Below are 26,715 nucleotides of genomic sequence, written 5' to 3'. Positions count from 1 at the left end.
CGACGGCTCATAACACCGATCGGTCCCGTCCGCACCCGGCGGCCAGCCCCGAAGGGGTGGCTTGCCCCGTTTTTGCCCGGTGTAGCCCGAAGATTCCCATTTTTTGCCCCGCTGTCGTCACGTCACGGCGTCTCTGTTCGGTCCGGGATGGGTGGATTGGGGAGATCGTCAACATGATGAAAGCCAGCGGGCGCGCTGCCCTGATTCTTCTGGCCGGGCTTTTCCTGCTGTTCGGAGGCGCTGCGCAGGCGGCGCCGGCTTCGGCTGCGAGCAACCAACCGGACAGCGCAGGCAAACAGGCTGATGCAGTCCAGCCGAGCAAGCACCGGCGCCACGATGCTCGCCGCACCAACAGCAAGACGGCGCAGAAGTCCTCCGACGACAAGGCCGGCAAGACGGACGCCGCGGCCAAGACCGACGAGGCCAAGGCCGACAACAAGGCTGACAACAAGGCCGATGGCGACGTGGCGGCCTCGAGCCAGATGCCGCCGGAAGTCGCCAACGCCAATGCGCAGCTCGCCGCCGACACGCCGCCCGCGGCCGCGGCCTCCGCGATGACGGGCCGCGCCAACGACAACGTCCAGGCAGCGGCCGATAATACCGCCACCCCGAATGCCGAGAACCAGGTGGTGGCGCCCGACCAGCTCAACGATCTCGACCGCGCCCTGCAACAGGACAGCCCGCCGGCGCAGAAGCAGAACGCGGTGATCGCCGCAACCGACGCGCAGCCGCGGCCCGCGCCGGTGATGGCGAGCAGCCAGCAGAGCACGGCCTGGGACCAGAGCTCCCTGATCGGCAAGATCTTCATCGGCGTCGGCACGCTGCTGACGCTGGCCTCCGCCGCGCGGATGTTCATGGCCTGATTTCCTGGCCTGATCTTTTGGCCCGACGGACCTCGTCCGGGACGCGCAGTTTGCTGCGCGTTCCGGGCGCCCTTGTTCCGGCAGCTTTTCGGGCCCCCTTGAAGCCCACCGCGCTAGCGGGCACATTGCCCGCCCAATCAAAAGCGTGGGTGGAGCATGAGCACGTTCGAACACATCATCGTCGAAAGCAAAGGCGCGGTCGGTATCATCAAGCTGAACCGGCCGAAGATGCTCAATGCGCTCTCCTTCGGCGTCTTCCGTGAGATTGCAGCTGCGGTCGACGATCTCGAGGGCGATGATGCCATCGGCTGCATCGTCGTGACCGGCAGCGAGAAAGCCTTTGCCGCCGGCGCCGACATCAAGGAGATGCAGCCGAAGGGCTTCATCGACATGTTCTCCGAGGATTTCGCCGCGATCGGCGGCGACCGCGTCGCGCGCTGCCGCAAGCCGACCATCGCCGCGGTCGCGGGCTACGCGCTCGGCGGCGGCTGCGAGCTCGCCATGATGTGCGACTTCATCATCGCCGCAGACACCGCCAAGTTCGGCCAGCCCGAAATCACGCTCGGCACCATTCCCGGCATCGGCGGCACCCAGCGCCTGACCCGCGCCATCGGCAAGTCCAAGGCGATGGACCTCTGCCTCACCGGTCGCATGATGGATGCAGCGGAAGCCGAGCGCTCAGGCCTCGTCAGCCGCATCGTGCCCGCCGACAAGCTCATGGACGAAGTCATGGCCGCCGCCGAGAAGATCGCCTCGATGTCGCGCCCCGCCGTCGCCATGGCCAAGGAAGCGGTGAACCGCGCCTTCGAGACCACGCTCGCCGAGGGCATGAGCGTCGAGCGCAACCTGTTCCACTCCACCTTCGCGCTGGAAGACCGCTCCGAGGGCATGGCGGCGTTCATCGAGAAGCGCAAGCCGGTGAACAAGAACCGGTAACGCCGGCGAGCGGTAAGGCCGGTGTAAGGCTCCGCCGCTTCGCCGCAGAACCCCTGTGACGCACCTGCAACAAGCACGGAATACATGGGGGTTTTCCCCGCGGCAGTTTGCCTGCGGGACCCCGGCTGGCTAAACAGCTAAGAGGCCACCGTCGGCGGGGGCGGACAGCCGGGGTTAGCGGGATTACATGATTGGGCGTGCCGCCAGAGCTGGTCGCGTGATGACGCGGCATCGATCGGGCGTGGGTCCTGTGCTTGCGACATGGACCACGCTGGCGCTGTGTTGCGCCCTCTCCTCCGCTGCATGGGCCGAAGCCCTGCCGGAAGCGCTCGCCAAGGCCTACCAGACCAACCCGCAGCTCAATGCCGAGCGCGCGCGGCAGCGCGCAACCGACGAGAACGTGCCGCAGGCGCTGGCCGGCTACCGGCCGCAGATCGTGGCAAGCCTCAGCGCCGGCCTGCAATCGGTGCGCAATCTGCTGCCCGACAACACCATCCAGACCGCCAATCTGAAGCCGTGGGTCATCGGCGTCACCGTGACGCAGACCCTGTTCAACGGGTTCCGCACCGCCAACAACGTGCGAGCCGCCGAACTCCAGGTCCAGTCGGGCCGCGAGGCGCTGCGCAATGTCGGCCAGGGCGTGCTGCTCGACGCGGTCACCGCCTACACCAACGTACTGGCGAACCAGTCGCTGGTCGAGGCGCAGCGCTCCAACGTCGCCTTCCTGCGCGAGACGCTTTCCGTCACCCAGCGCCGCCTCAACGCCGGCGACGTCACGCCGACCGATTCCGCGCAGGCCGAAGCCCGTCTCAACCGCGGCCTTGCCGATCTCAACGCCGCCGAAGTCGCGCTCGCCGTGAGCCAGGCGATCTACGCGCAGGTGATCGGCAATGCGCCGTCGCAGCTCCGGCCCGCCGAGGTCGTCGACCGCTACCTGCCGAAGAGCCGCGAAGACGCGATGACGATGGCGATCCGCCAGCACCCGGCGGTGATGGCCGCAAGTTTCGACGTCGATGTCGCCTCCACCAACATCCGCGTCGCCGAAGGCGCGCTGCTGCCGAGCGCCAGCATCCAGGGCAGCGCCAGCCGCAGCCGCGACAACGACCCGACGCTCGGCACCCGCTCCGAGGACCAGGCCTCGATCGTCGCCAACGTCACCGCGCCGATCTACGACGGCGGCCAGGCCGCCGCGCAGACCCGGCAGGCCAAGGAGATCACGGCGCAGAGCCGGCTCGTGCTCGACCAGGTGCGCAATCAGGCCCGCACCGCGGCGGTCAGCGCCTGGGTTGCGAACGAAGGCGCCAAGATCGCGGTCTCGGCCTCGGAGTCCGAGGTGAAGGCGGCAACCGTCGCGCTTCAGGGCGTGCAGCGCGAGGCCTCCGGCGGACAGCGCACGACGGTTGACGTGCTGAACTCGCAGGCCGACCTGATTCAGGCCAAGGCCCGCCTGATCGGTGCGCTGCGTGACCGCGTCATCGCCTCCTACACGCTGCTCAGCGCCGTCGGCCATCTCGACGTCAAGACCTTGAGCCTGAACACGCCGGACTACCTGCCCGAAGTGCACTACCAGCAGGTCCGCGACGCCTGGCACGGCCTGCGCACGCCGTCGGGGCAGTAGACGTTCGCGGCGCTGCGCCTCCAAGCTCCCTGCACCGCCCGCCGTCCCGGCGCGCCACCTCGGCCTCTTTGACATTCTGTAGCCCATGGACTACAGTTATGCCTCATGATCGAGGTGAGGCAAACCGAGCATTTTTCGGCGTGGCTGAATCGCCTCAAGGACGCCAACGCGGTTGCCCGTATCACCGTCCGCATTCGCCGCATGGAGATAGGCAATCCCGGCGACAGCAAGAGCGTCGGTCGCAACGTCCGGGAGATACGCATCGACTATGGCCCGGGTTATCGAATCTACTATGTGCAGCGCGGAGCGCAGATCGTGATCCTGCTGTGTGGCGGCGACAAGCGCACACAACGGCAAGACATCGAGCGGGCCCAGCAACTAGCGGAGACAGTGTGATGCCAAAAGTAGCAAAAGTGAGGACCAAAACGGCATCCAGGACGACGCGCTTCGAAGCCGCCGACTATCTCAACACCGAAGAGCGTCAGGCCGCCTATATTGCGGTCGCGTTGGAGACCGGCGATGCCGATTTCGTGCGTGACGCGCTTGGCCTCGTCGCTCGTGCGCGCGGCATGAGCGCGATTGCGAAAAAAGCCGGCTTGAATCGCGAAAGTCTGTACAAGGCCCTCGGAGAGAGCGGAAATCCCGAGTTCGGCACGGTCATGCGCATTGTCGGAGCGTTGGGCCTGACATTGTCGGCCCAACCCGCGACAAGCGGACGAATGTCTAAGCGCCGCCGCGCCGCGTAAGGGGAGCCATACTCCTGGCGCTCTGGAACGTCGCGATCGCCGTCATCAGCCGCTATACCGGTTCGAGCATTCTCAGGACGTGAATATGAAAAGCCGCCGCATCCATCTGATGGGAGCTTCGGGCTCCGGCGTGACGACGCTCGGTCGCGCGCTCGCCGCCCGGCTTGCGCTTCCGCATCACGACAGCGATGATTATTTCTGGCTGCCGACCGCGCCGCCCTACCAGACGACGCGCCCCGCCGCCGAGCGGCTGCGCCTGATGCGCGAGATGTTTCTGCCGCGTCTCGATTGGGTGCTGAGCGGAACCGTCACCGGCTGGGGCAACGAGCTCGTCCCGTTCTTCGATCTTGTCGTCTTTGTGACGACGACGCGCGAGCTTCGCTTGCAGCGCCTGCGTGGCCGCGAGGCTGCGCATTTCGGAGCTGATGCCGTCGCACAGGGCGGCTGGCGTCATGAGGAGACGGAGTCGTTCGTCGAATGGGCCTCGCGCTACGAAGCCGGCGATCGCGAGGGCCGCAGTCTCGCAACAGATGAGGCCTGGCTCGCGGGCCTGCCCTGCCCGGTCGTGCGCGTTGACGGCTCACACCCGCTTGCGGAGCTTGTCGAGCAGCTATGCAGCGAAGCGGAGCGATTGCCGGGCTGATGTGATACTGTCCCGGTCCCACCTCCAAATAACGAAGCAGGAAGAGAAACCATGCTCGACCGACGCAGCATCCTGCTTGCCTCCCTTGCCGCCGGAGTAGCCATGACCAGCAAAGTTCACGCCCGCGCGTCGCAGCCCGCGACGCCGGTCAATTTCGACGTTCCGGCCCATGCCTGCGACTGCCACACCCACATCCATGGCGATCCCGAAAAGTTTCCGTTCTTCGCAGGACGGATCTATACGCCGGAGCCGGCGAGCCCTGAAGAAATGGCCGCTCTGCACAAGGCGCTGCATATCGAGCGCGTGGTGATCGTGACGCCGAGCGTCTACGGCACCGACAACTCCTCCTCTCTGTTCGGCATGAAGGCGCGTGGCGGAACGGCGCGCGGGGTCGCCGTGATCGACGACGAGACGACCGAGACCCAGCTCGACGCGATGCAGCAGGACGGCTTTCGCGGCATTCGCATCAACCTTGCGACCGGCGGCATCAGCGACCCCAATGTCGGCCGGGCCCGCTTCACTGCGGCCGTGGAGCGCATGAAGGCGCGCGGCTGGCACGTGCAGCTCTACACCACGCTGCCGATGATCTCGGCAATCAAGGACCTGGTGCTGGCCGCGCCCGTGCCCGCGGTGTTCGATCATTTCGGCGGCCTCGAGGCTTCGCTCGGGCCGGAGCAGCCGGGATTTGCGGACCTGGTCGCGCTCGTCAAATCCGGCAAGGCCTATGTGAAGATCTCCGGCGCCTATCGTTCGTCAAAACTCGCGCCTGATTATCAGGACATGGTGCCCTATGCGCGCGCGCTGATCGCGACCAATCCGGATCGCATCGTCTGGGGCACCGACTGGCCGCATCCGGATTCGAACCGCGTCGAGGGACGGAAAGCCACCGACATCGCGCCGCTCTACCAGATCGACGATGGTCGTCTGCTCAACCAGCTCCCGGTGTGGGCGCCGGATGCGGATGTGCGCAGGAAGATCCTGGTCGACAATCCGGCGCAGCTCTACGGATTCTGATGCGCGACGAGCCCCCGCGATCAGCGCGCGCGGCGGGAGAAGAAGGAGATCAGCACCGGCAGCGTCACCAGGATCACGACCGGTGCCAGCATCATGCCGGTGACGACGACGACCGCGAGCGGCTTCTGCACCTGCGAGCCGATGCCCTCCGACAGCGCAGCGGGCAAGAGGCCGACGCCGGCAACGACACAGGTCATCAGCACGGGCCGGAGCTGCAACTCGCCGGTGCGGATCACCGCGCTCACGCGATCCATGCCTTCTTCGATGAGCTGGTTGAACTGCGACAGGATGATGATGCCGTCCATGACCGCAATGCCGAACAGCGCGATGAAGCCGATCGCCGCGGAAACGCTGAACGCCGTGCCGGTGATCAGGAGGCCCAGCACGCCGCCGAAGATCGCCATCGGGATCACGCTCATCGCGAGCAGCGTGTCGGTCATCGAGCCGAAATTGAACCAGAGCAGGACGCCGATCAGCGCCAGCGAGATCGGCACCACGATCGACAGGCGCCGGATCGCGTCCTGGAGATTGCCGAATTCGCCGACCCAGTCCATGTGCGAGCCGGGCGGCAGTTGCACCTGGTCGGCGATCTTCTGCTGCGCCTCGCGGATCGCGCTGCCGAGATCGCGCTCGCGCACCGAGAACTTGATCGGCAGGTAGCGCTCCTGCTGCTCGCGATAGATGTAGGCCGCACCCGAGACGAGGCTGATGGTGGCGACCTCGCTCAACGGGATCTGCGTGACGGTGCCGTTCGGCCCGGGCGCACCGATGCGCAGGTTCTGGATCGCCTCCGCGCTCCTGCGATATTCCGGCGCAAGGCGGACGATGATCGGGAAATGGCGGTCGCTTCCGGGCTCGTAGAGATCGCCCGCAGTGTCGCCGCCGATCGCGACCTTGATGGTGGCGTTGATGTCGCCCGGCGCGAGGCCGTAGCGCGCGGCCTTGGCACGGTCGATGTCGATCTGGATGGTCGGCTGCCCGAGCGAGGTGAACACCGCAAGGTCGGTGACGCCCTGCACGGTGGCCAGCACCGACTTGATCTTGTTGGCGGTGTCGGTGAGCGCCTGGAGATCGCTGCCGAACAGCTTGATCGAGTTCTCGCCCTTCACGCCCGAGACGGCCTCGGAGACGTTGTCCTGGAGATATTGCGAGAAGTTGAACTCGACGCCGGGGAAGCGGTCGTCGAGCTGCTTGAGCAGTTGCGCGGTCAGCTCTTCCTTGTCGCGTGTGCCGGGCCATTGGCTGACGGGCTTGAGCGGCGCGAAGAACTCGGCGTTGAAGAAGCCGGCCGCGTCGGTGCCGTCGTCGGGACGGCCGTGCTGCGACACCACGGATTCCACCTCGGGCCGGGCGCGGATCACCTTGCGCATCTCGTTGACGTAGCTGTTGCCTTCCTGGAGCGAGATGGTCGGCGGCAGCGTGGCGCGGATCCAGAGATTGCCCTCTTCCAGCTTGGGCAGGAATTCGAGGCCGAGCAGCCGGCCGAGCGCCACCGTCATCAGCACGAGGCCGACCGCGCCGCCGAGCATGATGTTGCGATTGGCGACAGCCCAATGCAGCATCGGTGTGTAGATCCGGTGCAGGATCAACATGACCCTGGTCTCGGTTTCCTCGACATGCGCGGGCAGGATGATCGCGGACAGCGCCGGCGTCACCGTGAAGGTGGCCAGCAGCCCGCCGGCAAGCGCATAGGCGTAGGTGCGGGCCATCGGTCCGAAGATGTTGCCTTCGACGCCGGAGAGCGTGAACAGCGGCAGGAAGGCCGCGATGATGATGGCGGCGGCGAAGAAGATCGAGCGCGACACGTCGGCCGCGGCGCTGAGGATGGCGTGGCTCTTCATGCCGAACAGCGTTTCGGGCGACATGTGCTCGGATTCGGACACCGGCGTCGTCTGCGTCAGGCGGCGGAAGATCGCTTCCACCATGATGACGGTGGCATCGACGATCAGGCCGAAGTCGATCGCACCGACCGACAGCAGGTTCGCCGATTCGCCGCGCAGCACCAGGATGATCACAGCGAAGAACAGCGCGAACGGAATGGTGGCGCCGACGATCAGCGCGCTGCGCAGGTCGCCGAGGAAGATCCACTGCAACAGCACGATCAGGAGGATGCCAACCACCATGTTGTGCAGCACGGTGTGGGTGGTGAGCTCGATCAGGTCGCCGCGGTCGTAGATGCGCTCGATGCGCACGCCGGGCGGCAGGATGCTGGAGTCGTTGATGGTTTGAACGAGCTGGTGGACGCGCTTGATGGTTGGCGAGCTCTGCTCGCCACGACGCATCAGGACGATGCCCTGCACGATGTCGTCGGACTCGTCGAGGCCGGCGATGCCGAGACGAGGCTTCTGACCGACGGTGACGGTGGCGACGTCCTTGACCAGCACCGGGTTGCCGTTGGTCTGCGAGACCATGGTGTTGGCAAGGTCGTCGATCGAACGTATCAGGCCGACGCCGCGCACCACGGCCGACTGCTGGCCGATATTGACGGTGTTGCCGCCGACATTGACGTTCGCATTGCCGACCGCCTGGAGCAGTTGCGGCAGCGTCAGGCCGTTGGCGACGAGCTTGTTGAAGTCGACCTGGAGCTCGTAGGTCTTGCTCTTGCCGCCCCAGCCGGTGACGTCGATGACACCCGGCACGGCGCGGAAGCGGCGCTGGAGGATCCAGTCCTGGATGGTCTTGAGATCGAGCACGCTGTAGTTCGGCGGGCCGACCAGGCGGTAGCGGAAGATTTCGCCGATCGGGCTGAGCGGCGAGATCTGCGGCTGCACATTGCCCGGCAGCGGCGCGAGCTGCGCCAGGCGGTTCAAGACCTGTTGCAACGCCTCGTCATAGGTGTAGGCGAAGGAGAACTGGAGCTTGATGTCGGAGAGGCCGTAGAGCGAGATGGTGCGGATGGTCGTGAGGTTCTTCAGACCGGCGACCTGGGTCTCGATCGGGATCGTGATGTAACGCTCGATTTCCTCGGCCGACAGGCCCGGGCTCTGCGTCACGATGTCGACCATCGGCGGGGTCGGGTCGGGATAGGCCTCGATGTTGAGCTGGTTGAACGCAATCAGGCCGCCGATCAGCACGGCAACGAACATGCCGACCATCAGGAAGCGCCGGTTGACGGCAAGGGCGACGAGACGATCCATTCAACTCTTCAGTTTGTTTTCAGTTTTTTGGGTCGTCGATCAGCTGCCGGACGCCGCGCGGTCGATGAACAGGCTGCCTTTGGTGACGATCTGCTCGCCGGGTTTCAGGTTGCCCGTGACCTCGACGAGGTTGCCGTTGATGAGGCCGATCTTGATCTGGCGCAGCTCGACCGACTTGTCCTCGCGCGCCACCCAGATGCGAACCTTGTCGGCTTCATAGATCAGCGCCTGTTTCGGCACCGCCGGTGCCGCACGGTCGCCAGCCGAATAGATCGTGACGTTGGCGAACATTTCCGGCTTGAGCAGGCCGTCCTTGTTGTCGATGGTGGCGCGAACCAGCAGACGGCGGGTGCTGGGATCGATCGCGGCGGCGACGTAGTTGATCCTGGCAGTCAGCGGCCGGCCCGGCAGTGCCATCACGTTGACGGTGATGTCCTGCCCGATGCACACGGCGGCCGCGTCGCTCTCGCGCACGAAGGCGGTGAGCCAGACCGTGGAGAGGTCGCCGATCACGAAGACCGGATCGCTGGCGCCGGAATTGACGTACTGGCCGGGGCCGATCTTGCGCTGCACGACCGTACCGGAGATCGGCGAGTAGATCGTGACCTCCCGATCGATGACGCCCTTGTCCTGGAACGCCTTGATGGTCTCGTCGGTGAAGCCGAGAATCCGCAGCTTGTTGCGTGCGGCTTCCAGCGCCGTCGCCGAGGAGCGCATGTCGTTCTGCGCCTGAACCTGGGTGGCTTCCGCCTGCTGATAGTCCTTCAGCGGAATGGCGTGGCCCTCATAGAGATCCTTGGCCCGCTTGAACTGGATGTCGGCAAGATCGATCGCCGACTTCGCCTTGTTCTGCGTGGTCATCGCCGCGATGAAATCGTTCTGGGCCTGCACGGTGTCGGCGGCCTCGATCGTGAACAGCGGTTGACCTTGCTTCAGCATCTCGCCCGGCTTGGCGAGCAACTTGGTGACCCTGCCCGCATAGGGCGAGAACACCGGCGTCGAGCGGTCCTCGTCGACCGCGACCTTGCCTTCGGTGACATATTCGGCGCGGAAGGTCTTGGCCTTGACCGGCTCGATCGTCAGCGTCGCCCATTCGGACGGCGTCGGCGTGAAGTTCTGCGCATTCCTGCGCGACTGGCTGGAGACCTCGGAATGACTCTTTTCCCTGGTCCCCGCATAGAGGAAGCCGTAGGCACCGGCACCGGCGAATGCCAGTAAAACTACGGATGAGATCACCCGTTGTTTTGTAAGCAACTGCAATCGCTTGGTATTTTCAACTACCATGGGGCCCGGTCGTATCTGCGACGATCTTGGCAAATGACTGCCTCATCGGTCGCGCTAATAGTGCCGAATTCAGATTTCAAACAACCTAAAAAACGCCAGGCACCTTTCCGTTTGCGTTAAAATTTTGCGACGCGTCAGCTTCACGTCAGCTTCTCACCGGCCACTGTGCCGGATGACTGCCGAGCGGCATCGCCGGACGGCTCCATTGCGCCGGCGTTCTCGACAGCAGCGCCGAATGGCGCACCGCTTTCAACGTACCGAAGCCAGATGGCATGCTCTCGATGAACGCTGCATGTACGGCCTCGCCCGTAAGATCCGGGGTGTCCAGTCCGCCGTCGAGCCGGCCGAGATTCCACAACCAGCGGCCGGTCTGCGCCAGCGACACGCGCACGTGCCAGCTGCCGCCTTCGCGGGCCTGGCGCGCCCTGGCCATCATCGCACCGAACGCCATGAGATAGCCGGTGGCGTGATCGAGTATCTGTGCCGGCAATTCCTTGGGACCGTCGATGCCGGCGGCCTGCCCCTCGGCATGGTTGAAACCGGTGGTGGTTTGCACCAGAGAGTCGAAGCCGCGCCGCTCGGCCCAGGGGCCGGCATGGCCGTAGGCTGACAGCGTCACGTAGACGATGCCGGGGTTGATCTTCGCGGCCTCCGCGGGCCCGAAGCCGAGGGCGGCAAGCGCACGCGGGCGATAGCCCTGCGAGACAATGTCGGCGTCCTTGAGCAGCTCGCGCAACTGCGCCCTGCCCCTCTCGCTCTTCAGCTCGACGAATGTGGTGAGCTTGCCGCGGCCGGTGTCGATGGTGAGCCAGGGAATGGCGGGTAGTTCCGGCCCCGACACCAGCAGCACATCCGCACCATGCGCGGCGAGCGTGCGGCCGGCGACTGGCCCTGCGATGACGCGAGAGAGATCGAGCACGCGGAGGCCGGACAGCGGGCGATCGCCTTCAGGCCAAGGCTTTGGCGGGGCCTCGCCGATCCTCTCGATCGACATCAGCGGCAGTTCGGCGAGCGCACGCGCCTGCGGCAGTGCGGACCACTCGTCGTAAGAGCGCATCAGGGCAACGACGCCGCCTGCAGCGTAAGCCGCGGATTCAAAATCCTCGCCCTTCCACCGCATCAACGCGGCCTGCACCTTCTCGCGCTCCGCCTCGCAAGCGAGCACCTTGCAGACCGCATCGCGATGATGCGGAAAGTTGGTGTGGCAGCGGACGAAGCGGCCATCGCCGGTCCTGTAGACGCCGGCGATGGCGTCCCAGGCCGGTGGCGGCGGCTTGTCGTCGAGGCGCAGATAGCGCTCCGAACGGCATTCGGCCACGGCATGGCGCATGTCGACATGGACGTCCTGCGCCTCACCGCTGCGCAGTCGCCAGATTTCGGCGGCGGCGAGGCCTGCGGCAGCGATTGTGGTTTGGCCGGCGACAGCGACACGAAACGAGGACGGGATCTGCGGCTCCTCGCCGGTCAGCCGCACGCACGCGAGCGCAGCCGCGTCACCGCCGGCGGAGGTCCAGATGTTCTTGAGAATATCGGCGGGGCTTTGCATGGCCGCTTCTCTCTCTTTCGGGTTATTGTTTTAAGTACGGATCCTTCCGGAAAACCGCTGCGCATTTTTCCTGATCCTGCTGTACTTTTCGCGACCATGTCATGATCGCAGAAAGGAATGCAATGGCCGCCATCGATCCCCTCACCGCAGGCGCCGTGTTCATCGCAACGGCGGCCACCGACGCGGTCTACGTCATGTTCACCTCCGCCGTGGTCGCGCGCAAGCGCGTGCCGGCGGCGAGCTGGAGCGCGATCTGGTATCTGCTCTCCTCCTACGCGGTGATCAGCTACACCGAAAACGCCTTCTATGTTGCCTTCGCCGCGATCGGCTCCTGGGTCGGCGCCTACACGTCGCTGACCTTCCTGCACCGCCCGCCCGGCGGCCCGCCGGTGGGTGCGGCGCCGGAGTGAGATAGTCGCGGTCTTAGCCGTCTAGCACGGTGTCATCATCCGCGAAGGCGGATGATCCAGTATTCCAGAGACGCCAGAGATAGAACCGAGACGCCGCGGCGTACTGGATACCCCGCTTTCGCGGGGTATGACGCGGAGACCGTATTCAACGCCGTCGCGTAAACCGCTAAAGTCGAACAACCAACAACAAGGAAAACAAAACAATGGATCTCGGTCTCAAGGGAAAGAACGCCATCGTCCTCGGCGGCACGCGTGGCATCGGGCGGGCGATTGCGGCGACGCTGGCCGGCGAAGGCGCCAATGTCGCGGTATGCGCGCGCAACGCGGATCAGGTTGCGTCCACCGTCGCTGAGCTGAAGGCGAGCGGTATCCGCGCCACCGGCAGCCCGGTCGACGTCACCGACGGCGCGGCGCTGAAATCCTGGGTCGAGGGCGCTGCAAAAGAGCTCGGCGGCATCGACATGCTGTTCTCCAATGCCGGCGCGATGGCGCAAGGTCAGGATGCGGCGTCCTGGGAGCAGAACTTCCGGCTCGACGTGCTCGGCGCCGTGCATGCATTCGATGCCGCGCGACCGTTCCTCGAAGCGAGCGGCGAGACAAGCGGTGACGCCGCCTTCGTCATCATCTCCTCGATCTCGGCCGCGCAGGCCGATCTCGCGAGCTCCTACGGCCCGATCAAGGCGGCGCTGATCCACATGGCCAAGGGGCTGGCGCGGCAATACGCGAAGAAGAAGATCCGCGTCAACGTGGTCTCGCCCGGCACCGTCTATTTCAAGGGCGGCGTCTGGAACATGATCGAGCAGAACATGCCCGAGCGCTACAAGGATGCGATGAAGCGCAACCCCACCGGCCGCATGGCGACGCCGCAGGAGATCGCAAGCGCGGCGGTGTTTCTGGCCAGCCCGGTGTCGTCGTTCACCACCGGCTCCAATCTCGTCGTCGACGGCGCGATCTCGAACCGGGTGAATTTTTAGGGGCTGGCGCGCGGGACTCCCTCCGCCGTCATGGCCGTGCTTGACCCGGCCATCCACGCGCTGCCGCGCGCAGAAAGACGTGGATGCCCGGGTCAAGCCCGGGCATGACGACTGAGAGTGTGATGCACGATCGCTCAACAAACTCGGCGTCGTCCTGGCGAACGCCAGGACCCATAGCCACCGAGAGCAGTTTGGCGAAAACTCCCAGTTACGTGGCCATCGGCGAGCGTAACAACGACCCGTTGGGGTAATGGGTCCTGGCGTACGCCAGGACGACGTGGGAGAGAGATGACATCCTCAATGAAAATCCCGCGACGGCGGCAGGATGCGGACGTTGCGGGGGTGGCGGATTTTCTGCGCCGGCGCGTCCGCGTGATCGCGGCGGTCGTCGTTGAGAGGCTCGATCAGCGCGGCGCCTGATGGCACCGGATGCTTGCGGGTCAGCGAGTCGTTGGCAAGGCCGACCAGATCGTGCGAGCGGTCGACCATGCGCTGGGCGATGAGATGCGTCACCTTCTCGGGGCTGCTCTGGATATAGCCTTCGACCAGGATGAGACGCGCGCCCATCACTTCCTTGCGGTACTGCTCCATGATCTTGGGCCACACCACGACATTGGCGATGCCGGTTTCGTCCTCGAGCGTCATGAACACGACGCCGCTGGCGCTGCCCGGCCGCTGCCGGACCAGCACCACGCCGGCGCAGCGGACACGGCGCCGCTCGTTCTGATGATTGACGTCCTTACAGGCGACGACGCGCTCGCGCGAAAACATCTCGCGCAGGAATTCCATCGGGTGGCCCTTCAGCGACAGCCGGATGGTCTGGTAGTCCGCGACCACCTGCTCGGGGCGCGGCATCACGGGCAATGGCTTTGCGTGCTCGTCGGGCTGCTCACGGGCGGTGGCGGCCTCGAACAGCGGCAACGGCACGCCGTCGGGCAGCCGCCGCACCTGCCACAGCGCCTCGCGGCGATCGAGCCCGAGAGAGCGGAACGCGTCGGCATCGGCGAGCAGGATCAGCGCGCGCTTCGGCAGGCCGGTGTCGCGGGCGAAGTCTTCCAGCGAGGTGAAGGGACGGCGGTTGCGGGCGGCGACGATGCGGTCGGCCCAGTCCAACTCCCCGCCGTCATTCCGGGGCGTCGCGTCAGCAACGAACCCGGAATCCATTCCGCCAGGCGTATGCGGCCCAATGGATTCCGGGCTCGCGCCAAGCGGCGCGCCCCGGAATGACAGCTGAGAACGTTTCAACCTCTCTTCGTCTTCATCGAGCCAATGGAAACCGTCGATCTGGCGGAAGCCCAGGCGCACGGCGCAATATTTGCCGCCGGTATTCTCCAGCGTGTTCTGCGCAAAGCTGTAGGACACGTCGATGTCGCGGACCTCGACGCCGTTCTTGCGGGCATCGCCGACGATCTGCGCCGGCGCGTAGAAGCCCATCGGCTGCGAGTTCAGCAGGCCGCAGCAGAACGCGTCGGGGTGATGATATTTCAGCCACGACGAAATATAGACGAGCTGCGCAAAGCTCGCCGCATGACTCTCAGGAAAGCCGTAACTGCCAAACCCCTTGATCTGGTCGAAGCAGCTTCTGGCGAAGTTGGGATCGTAGCCGCGCGCGACCATGTTGCCGATCAGCTTGTCCTCGTATGTGCCGATGGTGCCGACATTGCGGAAGGTCGCCATCGAGCGGCGCAGGCCGTTGGCCTCCTCGGAGGTGAATTTGGCCGCCTCGATCGCGATGCGCATTGCCTGCTCCTGGAACAGCGGCACGCCCTTCGTCTTGTGCAGCACCTTGTAGAGCTCGTCCGCGGGACCATGCTCGGGCGATGGCGAGGGATAGCTCACCTTCTCCTGGCCGTTCCGCCGCCGCAAATACGGATGCACCATGTCGCCCTGGATCGGCCCCGGCCGCACGATCGCGACCTCGATCACGAGGTCGTAGAACGTCCGCGGCTTCAGGCGCGGCAGCATGTTCATCTGGGCGCGGCTCTCGACCTGGAACACGCCGAGCGACTCCCCGTCACACAGCATGTCGTAGACTTTGGGATCGTCCTGCGGAACGCTCGCCAGAACCCAGTGCTCGCCCTTGTGGTCCGCGATCAGATCAAAACATTTGCGGATGCAGGTCAGCATGCCGAGCGCGAGCACGTCGACCTTCATCATGTTGAGCGCGTCGACGTCGTCCTTGTCCCATTCGATGAAGGTGCGGTCGTCCATGGCGGCGTTGCCGATCGGCACATAGGTGTCGAGCCGATCCTGGGTGAGCACATAGCCGCCGACATGCTGGGAGAGATGGCGCGGGAATTCGATCAACTCGGTCGCAAGCTCGACCGCGAGGTTGATCATGGGGTTTTGCGGATCGAGCCCGGCCTGCTTGACCTGCATGTCGTTGAGGCCACTGCCCCAGCTCCCCCAGACGGTGTCGGCGAGCGCGGCGGTGACGTCCTCGGTCAGGCCCAGCGCCTTGCCGACGTCGCGGATGGCGCTGCGCGGACGATAGTGAATGACGGTGGCGATGATCGCGGCGCGGTGGCGGCCATAGCGGCGATAGACATATTGCATCACCTCCTCGCGCCGCGAATGCTCGAAATCGACGTCGATGTCGGGCGGCTCCAGCCGCTCCTTGGAAATGAAGCGCTCAAACAAGAGGTCGACCTTGGTCGGGTCGACCGAGGTGATGCCGAGCACGTAGCAGACGGCCGAATTCGCCGCCGAGCCGCGGCCCTGGCACAGAATATTCTGGCTGCGCGCGTAATGGACGATGTCGTGCACGGTGAGGAAGTAGTGCGCGTATTTCAGCTCGGCGATCAGCGCGAGCTCTTTCTTGAGTGTGGCACGCAGCTTGTCATCGATTTCGCCGGCAAAATATTTATCGACGCCCGCCCAGGTCAGATCCTCCAGATGCCCTTGCGCGGTCTTGCCCGGCGGCACCGGCTCGTCAGGATATTGATATTTGAGCTGGTCGAGCGAGAAGTCGATCTTGTTCGCAAAGCGCATGGTCTCCGCGATCGCCTCGGGGAAGTCACGGAACAGCCGCGACATTTCTCGTGGAGTTTTGAGAAAGCGCTCGGCATTGGCCTCGAGCTTCCGTCCGACCGCCTCGATCGTGGTCTTTTCACGGATGCAGGTCAGCACGTCCTGGAGGGGGCGGCGGCCGGGATCGTGATAGAGCACCTCGTTGGTCGCGAGCAGCGGCACCTTTGCTTTTCCCGCGAGATCATCGAGCCGCGCCAGGCGACGCCGGTCGTCGCCGCGATAGACCAGGCTCGCCGCCAGCCACACGCCATCGGCGCGGGTCGCTTTGAGCTTTGCAAGAACATCCAGCGCCTGCGCCGGCTCGAAGCGATGCGGCAGGGTCAGGACCAGAAGCTGGCCTTCCGAAAACTCGAGGAGATCAGGGAAGGTGAGACGACACTCGCCCTTCTCGATCCGCGTGATGTCGTCGCCGCGCTTGCCCCTGGTGAGCAGCTGACAGAGCCGGCCATAGGCTGCGCGGTCGCGCGGATAGACAAAAATGTCGGGCGTGCCGTCGATGAAGACGATGCGCGTGCCGATCAGCAGCTTTGGCTTGTGCAGCACCTTGTCATTGTCGAGCTCCTTGTAGGCCCGCACCACGCCGGCGAGCGTGTTGTGATCGGCGATGCCGATCGCGGCAATGCCGAGCTTGCTCGCCTGATGCACATAGGCGCGCGGATCCGAGCCGCCGCGCAGGAACGAGAAGTTGGTGGTGATGCCGATCTCGGCATAAGCGGACGCGGTCATGCGAAGAGACCGTGCACATACCAGCCGGGAGGAGCCGGCTTGCCGTCGTCGTCGAACACCTCTCCCTCGTAAAGACCGTCGCGAAAAATCCAGAAGCGCAGCCCCTCGGCATCCTCGATGCGGAAATAGTCCCGCGTGAACTGCTTGCCGTCCTGCCGCCACCATTCCATGGCGATGCGTTCGGGCCCCTCCACGCGCACCACCGCATACAGCGCGCGGCGCCAGGTGAATTGATGCGGCGGACCATCAGGCACGGTCGCGAACGGCACCTTGATCGGCTCAGGCTTGTCGAACAGCCTGAGCGGGCGCAGCGGCGGCTCGCTCTCGACACGTGCCGGCCATTCGGCCTGCATGGCGGCGGCGAGATGATGCTGCGCCGGCGCGGCCAGCACCGCACATTCAGGGATATGCGTGTCCTGCGGCAGGTGCACGACGACGCGCTTGCCACCGATCCGCGCGGCGATGCGGTCGATCAGCGCGGCGAGCTCGTCATTGTCGTGGACATGGGCGTCGAGATCACGCTGCTCCTGCACCACGATCTCGGTGCGGCTCGCCGACAGCCGCACCATGTCGAAGCCGAAGCCGGGATCGAGGGGATCGGCGAGCGCATCGAGCCGCTCGCGGAACAGGCGGTCGATGACAGCGCTTCGCGTCACCGGACGTCCGGTCTCGACCATGATCGCGCGCACCACGCCATCGGTGCGGAAGAAGGCGGCCTCCAGCCGGCGCGCGCCCTTGCCCTGCTTCTCCATGGACGCGATCAACGTGTCGGCGAGCCGCGACAGCGTCATCGCGATCATCGTATCGGTCGCGATCGGCTCGGCAAAGCGCTTCTCCACGATGTAATCAGGCAGCGGCTTTCGCGGATTGATCGGCGCATCGCCCTGTCCCAGCGCGTGCGCGAGCAGCGTGGAGAACCGCGCGCCGAACCGTGCCGTGATCTCGTGGGCGCTGCGCGATGCAACATCGCCGATGGTCTTCAGGCCGGCGCGGCGCAGGCCGGTGGTGATGGCTTCGCCCGCGCCGAGCGCGGACACCGGCAGCCGGCTGATCGCCTCCGCCTCCCCGCCATCGGCGACGATGGTGCCTGTGACCTGGCGCGTCAGCGTCCGCGCGCAGACCGAGGTGCCGGCAATCGCCGCACTGACGGCAAAGCCTTGTCGGCCGAGCGCGCGGACGAGCGTCTGCAACAGCGCGGCTTCCCCGCCGAACAGATGCGCACAGCCGGTGATGTCAAGGAACAGCCCGTGCGGCGGATCGAGCGCAACCAGCGGCGTGAAGCGGTCGCACCAGTCGGCGATGTCGCTCAGCGTCTTCGCATCGGCAACGACATCGGCATCGAACACCCGCAAGTCCGGGCACATCGCCCGCGCATTGGCCAGGGGCTGGCCGATATGCAGGCCGAGGCGCGACGCCGCATCGTCAAGCGCATGGATCACCAGCGCATTGGTGTCCTTGATGACGACGACGCTGGGCTCGTTGTCCTTATGCAGTCCGGCGCTGCCAAGGAACCGCTGGATCCGGTCGATGGGCAGGCGCGGCAGCCACAGGCTGAGAATACGTCGACGGTTCACTGAACTGGCACTCATCACACTTCCATTCCATGATCCACCGGCCGCACGGGCCATGACGATTGCGCAACAGCTCGGCATCGAAGCGCGGCGCGCCCCAGGCATCCCACATCGTGCCCGGCGGCGAATGCGCCGCGCGCAGCATCCATCGCGTCTCCGCGGTCGAGGGCAGCGGCTGCGCGGCCATCCGCAGCAGCAGGCCGGTGACGCCGGAGCCTTGCGCGGCCAGCGTCAGCTTGCGGCTCGCCACGAGATCGAACTGCCGCGTCTCGCCCCAGAGCTCGAGCACGACCGCGCCGAGCGCATCGCAGGCGAGTGCATCGGCCGAAGTGCGCAGCGCACTCTCCACATCGGCCGCGCGCACCATCACCACGCGGCGCGGGTCGAGGCCGAGCTCGGCGAGCCCGCTCATCGACAGCGCGCCGGCTTCCAGTTCCGAAAAATCCTGCCGCACCCATAGCAGCGGCCGGCGCGCGGTCACGCGTCCCGCAACGCCCATGACAAACCCGGTCGCGGCGGCGCCCTGGCGCCCCTCGCAAAACACCTCATGGATCGCCGCACGCGCAAGCCCGCCCTTCAGCGCGCTGTCGACCTCGCCGTGGCCAAGCGCGACGCGATCGCGCTGATGCACGACCTCCGCCGTCTCGATGCGCTCGATCTGGCCGCGCAAGGTCGCAAGCGCGCTCATGCGTGCGCCGCTCATGCTCGCCGCTCCTTTGAGATGGGTGCCGTGGCTCAAAAATAAGAACCCGCGGCTGGCTCATTTGTTCATGATATGTTCTAATATAAAGCTAACGGCGCCCTAGGAGTCAATCGAATTGGCGCGCCTTCGGATTCATGAGCGGAATCAAGAGGATTCGAGTGCCATGTACCTCGTCACCCTGGACAGCGAGACCGATTTCGACGGCTGGCGCAAAGCCGCACGCGCATTCGCCCTGCATCACGTCGCCCCGGCGGACGTGGTGTGGCACGTGCAAGGCCAGACGGACGACCAGATGCCGCCCGGCCTGTCCGAAGCGCCGAGCCTTCCGCCGATCGAGACCGAAAGCACGTTCACCGTGCCGGCCAATTTCATCGAGCTTGCCCGCATCGCGATCCTGCATCGCGACGGCGAGCGTTTTGCGCTGCTCTATCGCCTGCTCTGGCGGTTGAAGGCCGATCACGACCTGCTCGCAACGATGAGCGATCCCGACGTGGCGCAGGCAACCGCGATGGCTGGCAGCGTGCAGCGCGATGCGCAGCGGATGCGCGATCTCGTCCGCTTCCGCGAGATCGGGCGCGAGCAGAAGGCGCATTACGCCGCCTGGTTCGAGCCGGAGCATCACATCGTCGCATTCGCCGCGCCGTTCTTCGCGCGTCGTTTTGCCGACATGCCCTGGTCGATCCTCACGCCTGACGTTTGTGCCCATTGGAACGGTCACGCGATCTCCTTCACGCCAGGGATCAGCCGGGCGGAGTGGCCGGCCCCAGGCCGCCTGGAGGAAACCTGGCGGCGCCATTTCCAGCCCGACCGGCTGACGACGACTGACACGCCGGTGAAGCGCCGGAGGAACCTCCAGGACGCATCGACACTTGGATCGATACTTGGACCCCTGCTCGCCGATGCCGAACGCTGGACCGGCGGACGGATCTCCCCACGTCCGGAAGCCATCATGGGACACAAAGCAGCCGCCAAGGATCTCGAAGCGCTCCGCGAGGAGGCCGCGCATTGCCGTGCCTGCCCGCTCTACAAGGACGCGACGCAAACCGTGTTCGGCGAAGGCCCGAAAGACGCCACCATCATGCTGGTCGGCGAGCAGCCCGGCGACAAGGAAGACCTCGCCGGCCATCCCTTCGTCGGCCCCGCCGGCCAGATGCTCGACCGCGCGCTGGAGGAAGCCGGCGTCGATCGCAGGAAGGTCTATGTCACCAACGCGGTCAAACATTTCAAATTCGTGCCGCGCGGAAAAATCCGCCTGCACCAGAAGCCGAATACACAGGAGATCCGGGCATGCCGGCGATGGTATGAGCGGGAGCTGGCGGCCGTTCAACCCGATCTCGTCGTGGCGATGGGCGCCACCGCCGCGCAAAGCGTGTTCGGCAAGATCACTCCTGTAGGCAAGACCCGCGGCCGGCTGATCGACCTTCCCGACGGCCGCAAGGCTTTGGTGACGGTGCATCCGTCCTATCTGCTGCGGCTGCCCGATCCGGAAGCCAAGGTGCTGGAATATCGGCGCTTTGTCGAAGATCTGAAGATCGCGGCCAACTTGCAGAAGAAATCCGCGCGCGCCGCCTAAATCGCCTAAATAGCGGCGGGAAAACGTCTTGCAACCGCCGCTTGTCATCCAGCCTTCAAATCCATCGCGGACAATACCCTTACCTGAAAGTTAAGGGGCGTCCTGACATGACCGATGTAGCATTCGACCGCGCGGTAGCCGATCCCGCGCCGATCCAGCCGGCCTCGCGGCCAAATCTCGACAAGGGCTTCAATCCGCTGACGATGATCCTGTTCTTCGGCATCCTCGCCGCGGGCCTGCTATTCGTCGCCTACAGCATCTATGCCGACGTCAACGCGACCGGCACGCGGGTGACGACCTACCTGCCCTATATCCTGTTGTTCGTCGCGCTGCTGATCGCGCTCGGCTTCGAATTCGTCAACGGCTTCCACGACACCGCCAACGCGGTGGCGACCGTGATCTACACCCATTCGCTGCCGGCCGAAGTCGCCGTGATGTGGTCGGGCTTCTTCAACTTCCTCGGCGTGCTCCTGTCCTCCGGCGCGGTCGCCTTCGGCATCGTCTCGTTGCTGCCGGTCGAGCTGATCCTTCAGGTCGGCTCCAGCGCCGGTTTCGCGATGGTGTTCGCGCTTCTGATCGCCGCGATCCTGTGGAATCTCGGCACCTGGTTCTTCGGCCTGCCCGCCTCGTCCTCGCACACGCTGATCGGTTCGATCATCGGCGTCGGCATCGCCAACGCCGTCATGCGCGGCCGCGACGGCACCTCGGGCGTGGACTGGAGCAAGGCGACCGAGATCGGCTACGCGCTGCTGCTGTCGCCGCTGTTTGGCTTCATTTGCGCCGCCGTGCTGCTGCTGGTGCTCAAGTTCATCGTGCGCAACCCGGCACTCTATTCTGCGCCCGAAGGCAACAAGGCGCCGCCGCTCTGGATCCGCGGCCTGCTGATCGCGACCTGCACCGGCGTCAGCTTCGCCCACGGCTCCAATGACGGCCAGAAGGGCATGGGCCTGATCATGCTGATCCTGATCGGCACCGTGCCGACCGCCTACGCGCTCAACCGCGCGCTGCCGGAATCCCAGGTCGCCCAGTTCCAGAAGACCTCGGAGGCCGCCTCCAGGGTGATCTCGGCCAAGGGCGCCGGCCACAGCATCATCGGCGATCCCCGTCCGGCGGTGACGCAGTACATCGCGCTGCATCACATCAACGAGGGCACCTATCCTTCGCTCGCCGTGCTGGTGAAGGATGTCGGCGACCAGGTCGCCAAATACGGCTCGCTGAACAAGGTGCCGGCGGAAGCCGTCGGCAACACCCGCAACGACATGTACCTGACTTCGGAAGCGATCCGCTTCCTGATGAAGGACAAGGAAAACGATCTCAGCAAGGAAGAGGTCGCAACCCTGAACGCCTACAAGGGCTCGCTCGACGCCGCCACGAAGTTCATCCCGAACTGGGTGAAGATCGCGGTCGCCATCGCGCTCGGTCTCGGCACCATGATCGGCTGGAAGCGCATCGTGATCACGGTCGGCGAGAAGATCGGCAAGACCCATCTCACCTATGCGCAAGGCGCCTCCGCCGAGCTCGTCGCCGCGGCCACGATCGGCGCCGCCGACGTGTTCGGCCTGCCGGTCTCGACCACCCACGTGCTGTCGTCCGGCGTCGCCGGCACCATGGCGGCGAACGGTTCGGGCTTGCAATGGTCGACCATCCGCAACCTGCTGATGGCCTGGGTGCTGACGCTGCCCTGCGCGATCATGCTGTCGGCCACGCTCTACGTGATCTTCTCGCGTATCTTCTGAAGCCGATCAGATCCCTCAAAACAAAGGGCCCGTGCGATGCACGGGCCCTTTTCATATGTGCTTCTGGCTTGGCCTTAAGACGCCGCGAGCGATTCCTCGACCAGCTTGACCCAGTAGGACGTGCCGAACACGATCGCCTCGTCGTTGAAATTATAGGCGGGGTGGTGCAGGCCGGCGCTGTCGCCGTTGCCGCAGAAAATGAAGGCGCCGGGGCGCGCTTCCAGCATATAGGCGAAATCCTCGCCGCCCATCAGCGGCGGCATCTCGTGCACGTTGGCTTCGCCCGCGACCTGCCTCGCGATACGCCGCGCCACCTCAGTCTCCGCGGCGTGGTTGTTCACGACGGGATAGTTGCGCTTGTAGTGCAGGTCGATCTTTGCGCCGGTGATCTGCGCCACGCCCGCCACCACTTCGTGCACGCGCTTCTCGACCAGCTTGCGCACCTCCGGCGACAGCGTGCGGATGGTGCCCTTCAGCGTCGCGGTCTGCGGAATGACGTTGCGGGCATTGCCGGCATGGAATTCGCAGATCGAGATCACTGCGGATTCCAGCGGATCGACGCTGCGCGCCACGATCGACTGCAACGCCGTGATCACCTGTGCACCGACCAGCACGGAATCGATGCATTTGTGCGGACGCGCGGCATGGCCGCCGAGACCCTCGATCATGATATCGACCTCGTCGGTCGCCGCCATGATCGGGCCCGGCCGGATCGCGAACGAGCCGATCGGGATGCCCGGGCCGTTATGCATGCCGTAGACCTGCTCGATGCCGAAGCGCTCCATCAGGCCGTCCTTGACCATGGCCGCGCCGCCGGCACCGCCCTCCTCGGCCGGCTGGAAGATCACGACGGCATCGCCGGCAAAATTGCGAGTCTCGGCGAGGTAGCGGGCCGCCCCAAGCAGCATCGCGGTATGGCCGTCATGGCCGCAGGCGTGCATCTTGCCCGGATTCTTCGAGGCATAAGGCAGGTTGGTCTGCTCCTCGACCGGCAGCGCGTCCATGTCGGCGCGCAGGCCGATGGTCTTGAGCCCCTCGCCGGCCGGCTTGCTGCCCTTGATCACGCCGACCACGCCGGTCTGGCCGAGGCCGGTCACGACCTCATCGCAGCCGAATTCACGCAGGCGGTCCGCGACGAATGCTGCGGTGCGGTGAACGTCATACAGCAACTCGGGATGCTGGTGGATGTCCCGGCGCCAGGCCTGAATATCGGGTTGAAGGTCGGCGACGCGGTTCACGATGGGCATGGGGGTCTCAAGCTTTGTTGGGAATACAGAACTGTCTACCATGCAAGCCGCAGTCCACCTAACCGCCGCGGATCGGGGGGAGCCCTGTCCTCTCGTCATGGCCGGACTTGCCGCCAGCTGTCTCCAACTTGTCTTGGCCATCCGCGTCTGCCTATTAGGACAGAAAGCGCGTGGATGCCGGGGACGAGCCCGGGCATGACGCCTGTTTGGGTGGAAGCAGAATGCCAAGGCGGCTCGAAGGTGAGTTTGACTACATTGTCGTCGGGGCGGGCACGGCGGGATGCATTCTCGCCAACCGCCTGTCGGCCGATCCGAAAAACCGCGTCCTCATTCTCGAAGCCGGCGGCGACGACAACTGGATCTGGTTCCACATTCCGGTCGGCTACCTCTTCGCGATCGGCAATCCGCGCTCGGACTGGATGTTCAAGACCGAGGCCGAGCCGGGCCTGAACGGCCGCGCGCTCGCCTACCCCCGCGGCAAGGTGATCGGCGGCTGCTCGGCGATCAACGCCATGATCTCGATGCGCGGACAGGCCGCCGACTACGACCATTGGCGCCAGCTCGGCATGACCGGCTGGGGCTATGACGACGTGCTGCCGCTGTTCAAGCGGCTCGAGGATCACTTTCTTGGCGCAAGCGAGCATCACGGCGCGGGTGGCGGCTGGCGCATCGAGGCGCCGCGGCTGTCGTGGGACGTTCTCGATGCCGTCGGCGATGCCGCGGAAGAAATGGGCATCAAGCGCATCCCGGATTTCAACACCGGCGACAACGAAGGCACGAGCTATTTCCACGTCAACCAGAAGCGCGGCCGGCGCTGGTCGTCGGCGCGCGGCTTTCTCAAGCCGGCACTGAACCGGCCCAATCTGCGGCTCGAGAAGCACGTACTGGTCGACCGCCTCATCATCGAGCAGGGCCGCGCCGTCGGCGTGCGCTTCATCCAGAACGGCGAGGTCATCGAGGCGCGCGCGAAGCGCGAGGTGGTCCTGTCGGCGGGCTCGATCGGCTCGGTGCAGGTGCTGCATCGCTCCGGCATTGGTCCTGCCGACTGGCTGTCGCCGCTCGGCATCGACGTGGTGATGGACAAGCCCGGCGTCGGCCGCAATCTGCAGGACCATCTCCAGCAGCGCGCGATCTACAAGGTCGAGGGCGTGCGCACGCTGAACGAGACCTATTACAACCTGTTCCGCCGCGGCCTGATGGGGCTCGACTACGCCTTCCGCCGCCGCGGTCCACTGACCATGGCGCCGTCGCAGCTCGGCATCTTCACGCGCTCGGATGCAACACGCGCACGCGCCAACATCCAGTTTCACGTGCAGCCGCTGTCGCTCGACAAGTTCGGCGATCCCCTGCACCGCTTCCCCGCCATCACGGTGAGCGCCTGCAATCTCCAGCCGACCTCGCGCGGCACCGTACGGCTGCGCGCGGCGAGCCCGGACGAGAAGCCGATCATCGCACCGAACTATCTGTCGACCGACGACGACCGCCAGGTCGGCGCCGACGCCATCCGCACCACACGGCGGCTGATGCAGCAGAAGGCACTCGCAAAATATCGCCCCAGCGAATATCTGCCCGGCCCTTCCGTCGGTGACGACGATGCGTCACTCGCCAAAGCCGCGGGCGATATCGGCACCACCATCTTCCATCCCGTCGGCACCGCGAAGATGGGCGCGGCGAGCGATCCGATGGCGGTGGTGGACGAACGGCTGCGCTTCTACGGCCTCAACGGCCTTCGCATCGTCGATGCCTCGATCATGCCGACGATCACGTCGGGCAACACCAACACGCCGACCGCGATGATTGCGGAGAAGGGCGCGGCGATGATCCTGGAGGATGCGAAATAGCATCCTGTCCCCATGATCAATCCACATCGCTTCTCCATCGGCCCCACTGATGCGCAGATCGCGCTGTTGCGATGGGGCGAGAGCGGGAAGCCGCCCGCCCTCCTCCTGCACGGCACCGGTTTCGTCGCCGACGTCTGGGACGAGGTCGCGCGCGAGCTTGCAACGACCTACACTGTCTACGCGCTCGACCGCCGCGGCCACGGCGCGAGCCACAAGCCCGACACCTATCACTTCCTGGATTTTGCCGAGGACGTCTGCCGCGTGATCGATGCCCTCGGTCTGCACGATGTCTACGGCATCGGCCACAGTGCGGGCGCGACCGATCTTCTGCTTACGGCGAAACTTCGGCCGGGACTTTTCACGCGCTTGTTCGTGATGGAGCCGACCGTGATGGATCCGCGCGCGGCGCGCTCCGGGGGATTGAACGACGAATCCCTCGCCCGCGTCGAGGGCACGCTGCGCCGACGCGCCGAGTTCGACAGTGCCGATGCTGTGTTCGAGCGCTACCGCACCGCGCCGACGTTTGCGGATTGGACCGAGACCTCGCTACGCGCCTATGTCCAACACGGCTTCATGCAACTCGACGATGGCCGGGTCCGACTCTGCTGCACGCCCGAGATCGAGTACGCGATGCTGCGTCCGATCTATGAGGCGATGGAGCAGGTTTACACCGGCGATGCGCGTGGCAATCCGTTTATGGGGCTCGCCGAGATCGATTGCCCGGTGCGCATCACGACCGCCGTGAAGTCCGGGCCCATCTACAAGGAGATGGCGTCGCGTGCGGTGTCGCTGATTCCGCGCGTCAGTACGCTGGTCTTTGAGGGCGCCGGGCACTGTGTGGCGCAGGAAGTGCCGGCAGCCGTGGTGGAAACGATGCGCGAATTCGCGAAGTAAGTCTCGTGCCCCGGACGCGCTGCAGCGTGCAACGCTGCTGCGCAGAGCCGGGGCCCAGACTACCCGAGCCGCGTGGATCCCGGCTCTGCGGCGCACCGCCATAGCGCGTCGAAGACGCGCGTGAACGCGCTTTTGGGCGCTGCACCGCGTCCGGGACACGAGATCTCGCCACCTCACGAAATCGTCATCGTATCCGGGAATAAGTCCACCCCTCCCCCAATCA

At 65.4% G+C, this 26,715-nt stretch carries 20 protein-coding genes; 13 read left to right on the top strand and 7 right to left on the bottom strand.

Annotated elements, in window-relative coordinates; genetic code table 11:
• The first annotated feature begins 173 nt into the window (after window positions 1-173).
• From XI09_RS30625 to XI09_RS30595, 7 genes are all read left to right on the top strand, one after another.
• Window positions 174-863 (top strand): hypothetical protein, encoded by a 690-nt coding sequence (locus XI09_RS30625; RefSeq protein ID WP_271570168.1) that lies wholly within the window; start codon window positions 174-176, stop codon window positions 861-863.
• Window positions 864-1,019: 156 nt separating this feature from the next.
• A complete protein-coding gene (locus XI09_RS30620) occupies window positions 1,020-1,799 on the top strand; it encodes an enoyl-CoA hydratase (RefSeq protein WP_271570167.1) in 780 nt (259 codons plus the stop codon).
• A 187-nt stretch (window positions 1,800-1,986) separates the two neighbouring features.
• Window positions 1,987-3,417 (top strand): TolC family outer membrane protein, encoded by a 1,431-nt coding sequence (locus XI09_RS30615; protein ID WP_442869628.1) that lies wholly within the window; start codon window positions 1,987-1,989, stop codon window positions 3,415-3,417.
• A gap of 105 nt (window positions 3,418-3,522) precedes the next feature.
• The gene (locus XI09_RS30610) at window positions 3,523-3,813 is read left to right on the top strand and encodes a type II toxin-antitoxin system RelE/ParE family toxin (RefSeq protein ID WP_271570165.1); all 291 of its coding nucleotides are present in this window, start codon (window positions 3,523-3,525) and stop codon (window positions 3,811-3,813) included.
• Window positions 3,813-4,163, top strand: a complete 351-nt coding sequence (locus tag XI09_RS30605) for an addiction module antidote protein (protein ID WP_271570164.1) — start codon at window positions 3,813-3,815, stop codon at window positions 4,161-4,163. The genes XI09_RS30610 and XI09_RS30605 overlap by 1 nt, the downstream gene beginning before the upstream one ends.
• Before the next feature lie 85 nt (window positions 4,164-4,248).
• On the top strand, window positions 4,249-4,806 hold the full coding sequence (locus XI09_RS30600) for a hypothetical protein (protein WP_271570163.1): 558 nt from the start codon (window positions 4,249-4,251) through the stop codon (window positions 4,804-4,806).
• A 51-nt stretch (window positions 4,807-4,857) separates the two neighbouring features.
• On the top strand, window positions 4,858-5,820 hold the full coding sequence (locus XI09_RS30595; RefSeq protein WP_271570162.1) for an amidohydrolase family protein: 963 nt from the start codon (window positions 4,858-4,860) through the stop codon (window positions 5,818-5,820).
• Between the two features lie 20 nt (window positions 5,821-5,840).
• Here XI09_RS30595 and XI09_RS30590 read toward each other — a convergent pair whose 3' ends face one another.
• From XI09_RS30590 to XI09_RS30580, 3 genes are all read right to left on the bottom strand, one after another.
• The gene (locus XI09_RS30590) at window positions 5,841-8,957 is read right to left on the bottom strand and encodes an efflux RND transporter permease subunit (RefSeq protein WP_271570161.1); all 3,117 of its coding nucleotides are present in this window, start codon (window positions 8,955-8,957) and stop codon (window positions 5,841-5,843) included.
• 39 nt (window positions 8,958-8,996) lie between these two features.
• A complete protein-coding gene (locus tag XI09_RS30585; RefSeq protein ID WP_271570160.1) occupies window positions 8,997-10,241 on the bottom strand; it encodes an efflux RND transporter periplasmic adaptor subunit in 1,245 nt (414 codons plus the stop codon).
• A gap of 145 nt (window positions 10,242-10,386) precedes the next feature.
• Complete coding sequence (locus XI09_RS30580; protein WP_271570159.1) at window positions 10,387-11,787, bottom strand: CoA transferase; 1,401 nt, start codon at window positions 11,785-11,787, stop codon at window positions 10,387-10,389.
• A gap of 122 nt (window positions 11,788-11,909) precedes the next feature.
• Between XI09_RS30580 and XI09_RS30575 the strand changes: the two genes are divergently transcribed.
• Both XI09_RS30575 and XI09_RS30570 read left to right on the top strand, forming a co-directional pair.
• Window positions 11,910-12,197, top strand: a complete 288-nt coding sequence (locus tag XI09_RS30575) for a hypothetical protein (RefSeq protein WP_092189127.1) — start codon at window positions 11,910-11,912, stop codon at window positions 12,195-12,197.
• 203 nt (window positions 12,198-12,400) lie between these two features.
• A complete protein-coding gene (locus XI09_RS30570; RefSeq protein WP_271570158.1) occupies window positions 12,401-13,171 on the top strand; it encodes an SDR family NAD(P)-dependent oxidoreductase in 771 nt (256 codons plus the stop codon).
• 297 nt (window positions 13,172-13,468) lie between these two features.
• Here the strand turns inward: XI09_RS30570 and XI09_RS30565 are convergent, their stop codons facing one another.
• The 3 genes from XI09_RS30565 to XI09_RS30555 are packed head-to-tail and all read right to left on the bottom strand — an operon-like array spanning window position 13,469 to window position 19,201.
• Entirely contained in the window at window positions 13,469-16,927 is a 3,459-nt protein-coding gene (locus XI09_RS30565) for an error-prone DNA polymerase (protein WP_271570157.1), read from the bottom strand.
• Window positions 16,924-18,516, bottom strand: coding sequence for a Y-family DNA polymerase (locus tag XI09_RS30560; protein ID WP_271570156.1), 1,593 nt, complete (start codon window positions 18,514-18,516; stop codon window positions 16,924-16,926). Before XI09_RS30560 ends, XI09_RS30565 begins: the two co-directional genes overlap by 4 nt.
• Window positions 18,413-19,201 (bottom strand): ImuA family protein, encoded by a 789-nt coding sequence (locus tag XI09_RS30555; protein WP_271570155.1) that lies wholly within the window; start codon window positions 19,199-19,201, stop codon window positions 18,413-18,415. Before XI09_RS30555 ends, XI09_RS30560 begins: the two co-directional genes overlap by 104 nt.
• Window positions 19,202-19,364: 163 nt before the next feature.
• On the opposite strand from XI09_RS30555, the gene XI09_RS30550 reads away from it, so the two are divergent.
• Both XI09_RS30550 and XI09_RS30545 read left to right on the top strand, forming a co-directional pair.
• The gene (locus tag XI09_RS30550) at window positions 19,365-20,774 is read left to right on the top strand and encodes a UdgX family uracil-DNA binding protein (RefSeq protein WP_271570154.1); all 1,410 of its coding nucleotides are present in this window, start codon (window positions 19,365-19,367) and stop codon (window positions 20,772-20,774) included.
• A 107-nt stretch (window positions 20,775-20,881) separates the two neighbouring features.
• Window positions 20,882-22,510, top strand: coding sequence for an inorganic phosphate transporter (locus XI09_RS30545; protein ID WP_271570153.1), 1,629 nt, complete (start codon window positions 20,882-20,884; stop codon window positions 22,508-22,510).
• A gap of 74 nt (window positions 22,511-22,584) precedes the next feature.
• Here XI09_RS30545 and XI09_RS30540 read toward each other — a convergent pair whose 3' ends face one another.
• Complete coding sequence (locus XI09_RS30540; RefSeq protein WP_092192769.1) at window positions 22,585-23,757, bottom strand: M20 aminoacylase family protein; 1,173 nt, start codon at window positions 23,755-23,757, stop codon at window positions 22,585-22,587.
• A 221-nt stretch (window positions 23,758-23,978) separates the two neighbouring features.
• Between XI09_RS30540 and XI09_RS30535 the strand changes: the two genes are divergently transcribed.
• Together XI09_RS30535 and XI09_RS30530 are read left to right on the top strand one after the other, a co-directional pair.
• Window positions 23,979-25,598 carry a GMC family oxidoreductase gene (locus XI09_RS30535; RefSeq protein ID WP_271570152.1) on the top strand — a complete coding sequence of 540 codons (1,620 nt, stop codon included), beginning with the start codon at window positions 23,979-23,981 and terminating at the stop codon, window positions 25,596-25,598.
• A gap of 12 nt (window positions 25,599-25,610) precedes the next feature.
• Window positions 25,611-26,492, top strand: a complete 882-nt coding sequence (locus XI09_RS30530; RefSeq protein WP_271570151.1) for an alpha/beta fold hydrolase — start codon at window positions 25,611-25,613, stop codon at window positions 26,490-26,492.
• Window positions 26,493-26,715 lie beyond the last annotated feature (223 nt).

The sequence above is a fragment of the Bradyrhizobium sp. CCBAU 11386 genome, assembly GCF_028128955.1.
Taxonomy (GTDB): domain Bacteria; phylum Pseudomonadota; class Alphaproteobacteria; order Rhizobiales; family Xanthobacteraceae; genus Bradyrhizobium.
This window is presented reverse-complemented; position numbering and strand designations above follow the sequence as displayed.

Excerpts from the sequence above, each read along its gene's own strand:
- XI09_RS30590 (WP_271570161.1), bottom strand. The coding sequence starts at position 8,957 with ATGGATCGTCTCGTCGCCCTTGCCGTCAACCGGCGCTTCCTGATGGTC.
- XI09_RS30610 (WP_271570165.1), top strand. The coding sequence starts at position 3,523 with ATGATCGAGGTGAGGCAAACCGAGCATTTTTCGGCGTGGCTGAATCGC.
- XI09_RS30615 (WP_442869628.1), top strand. The coding sequence starts at position 1,987 with ATGATTGGGCGTGCCGCCAGAGCTGGTCGCGTGATGACGCGGCATCGA.
- XI09_RS30545 (WP_271570153.1), top strand. The coding sequence starts at position 20,882 with ATGACCGATGTAGCATTCGACCGCGCGGTAGCCGATCCCGCGCCGATC.
- XI09_RS30600 (WP_271570163.1), top strand. The coding sequence starts at position 4,249 with ATGAAAAGCCGCCGCATCCATCTGATGGGAGCTTCGGGCTCCGGCGTG.
- XI09_RS30625 (WP_271570168.1), top strand. The coding sequence starts at position 174 with ATGATGAAAGCCAGCGGGCGCGCTGCCCTGATTCTTCTGGCCGGGCTT.
- XI09_RS30535 (WP_271570152.1), top strand. The coding sequence starts at position 23,979 with ATGCCAAGGCGGCTCGAAGGTGAGTTTGACTACATTGTCGTCGGGGCG.
- XI09_RS30605 (WP_271570164.1), top strand. The coding sequence starts at position 3,813 with ATGCCAAAAGTAGCAAAAGTGAGGACCAAAACGGCATCCAGGACGACG.
- XI09_RS30585 (WP_271570160.1), bottom strand. The coding sequence starts at position 10,241 with ATGGTAGTTGAAAATACCAAGCGATTGCAGTTGCTTACAAAACAACGG.
- XI09_RS30560 (WP_271570156.1), bottom strand. The coding sequence starts at position 18,516 with ATGAGTGCCAGTTCAGTGAACCGTCGACGTATTCTCAGCCTGTGGCTG.
- XI09_RS30550 (WP_271570154.1), top strand. The coding sequence starts at position 19,365 with ATGTACCTCGTCACCCTGGACAGCGAGACCGATTTCGACGGCTGGCGC.
- XI09_RS30575 (WP_092189127.1), top strand. The coding sequence starts at position 11,910 with ATGGCCGCCATCGATCCCCTCACCGCAGGCGCCGTGTTCATCGCAACG.
- XI09_RS30620 (WP_271570167.1), top strand. The coding sequence starts at position 1,020 with ATGAGCACGTTCGAACACATCATCGTCGAAAGCAAAGGCGCGGTCGGT.
- XI09_RS30565 (WP_271570157.1), bottom strand. The coding sequence starts at position 16,927 with ATGACCGCGTCCGCTTATGCCGAGATCGGCATCACCACCAACTTCTCG.
- XI09_RS30580 (WP_271570159.1), bottom strand. The coding sequence starts at position 11,787 with ATGCAAAGCCCCGCCGATATTCTCAAGAACATCTGGACCTCCGCCGGC.
- XI09_RS30595 (WP_271570162.1), top strand. The coding sequence starts at position 4,858 with ATGCTCGACCGACGCAGCATCCTGCTTGCCTCCCTTGCCGCCGGAGTA.
- XI09_RS30555 (WP_271570155.1), bottom strand. The coding sequence starts at position 19,201 with ATGAGCGGCGCACGCATGAGCGCGCTTGCGACCTTGCGCGGCCAGATC.
- XI09_RS30570 (WP_271570158.1), top strand. The coding sequence starts at position 12,401 with ATGGATCTCGGTCTCAAGGGAAAGAACGCCATCGTCCTCGGCGGCACG.
- XI09_RS30540 (WP_092192769.1), bottom strand. The coding sequence starts at position 23,757 with ATGCCCATCGTGAACCGCGTCGCCGACCTTCAACCCGATATTCAGGCC.
- XI09_RS30530 (WP_271570151.1), top strand. The coding sequence starts at position 25,611 with ATGATCAATCCACATCGCTTCTCCATCGGCCCCACTGATGCGCAGATC.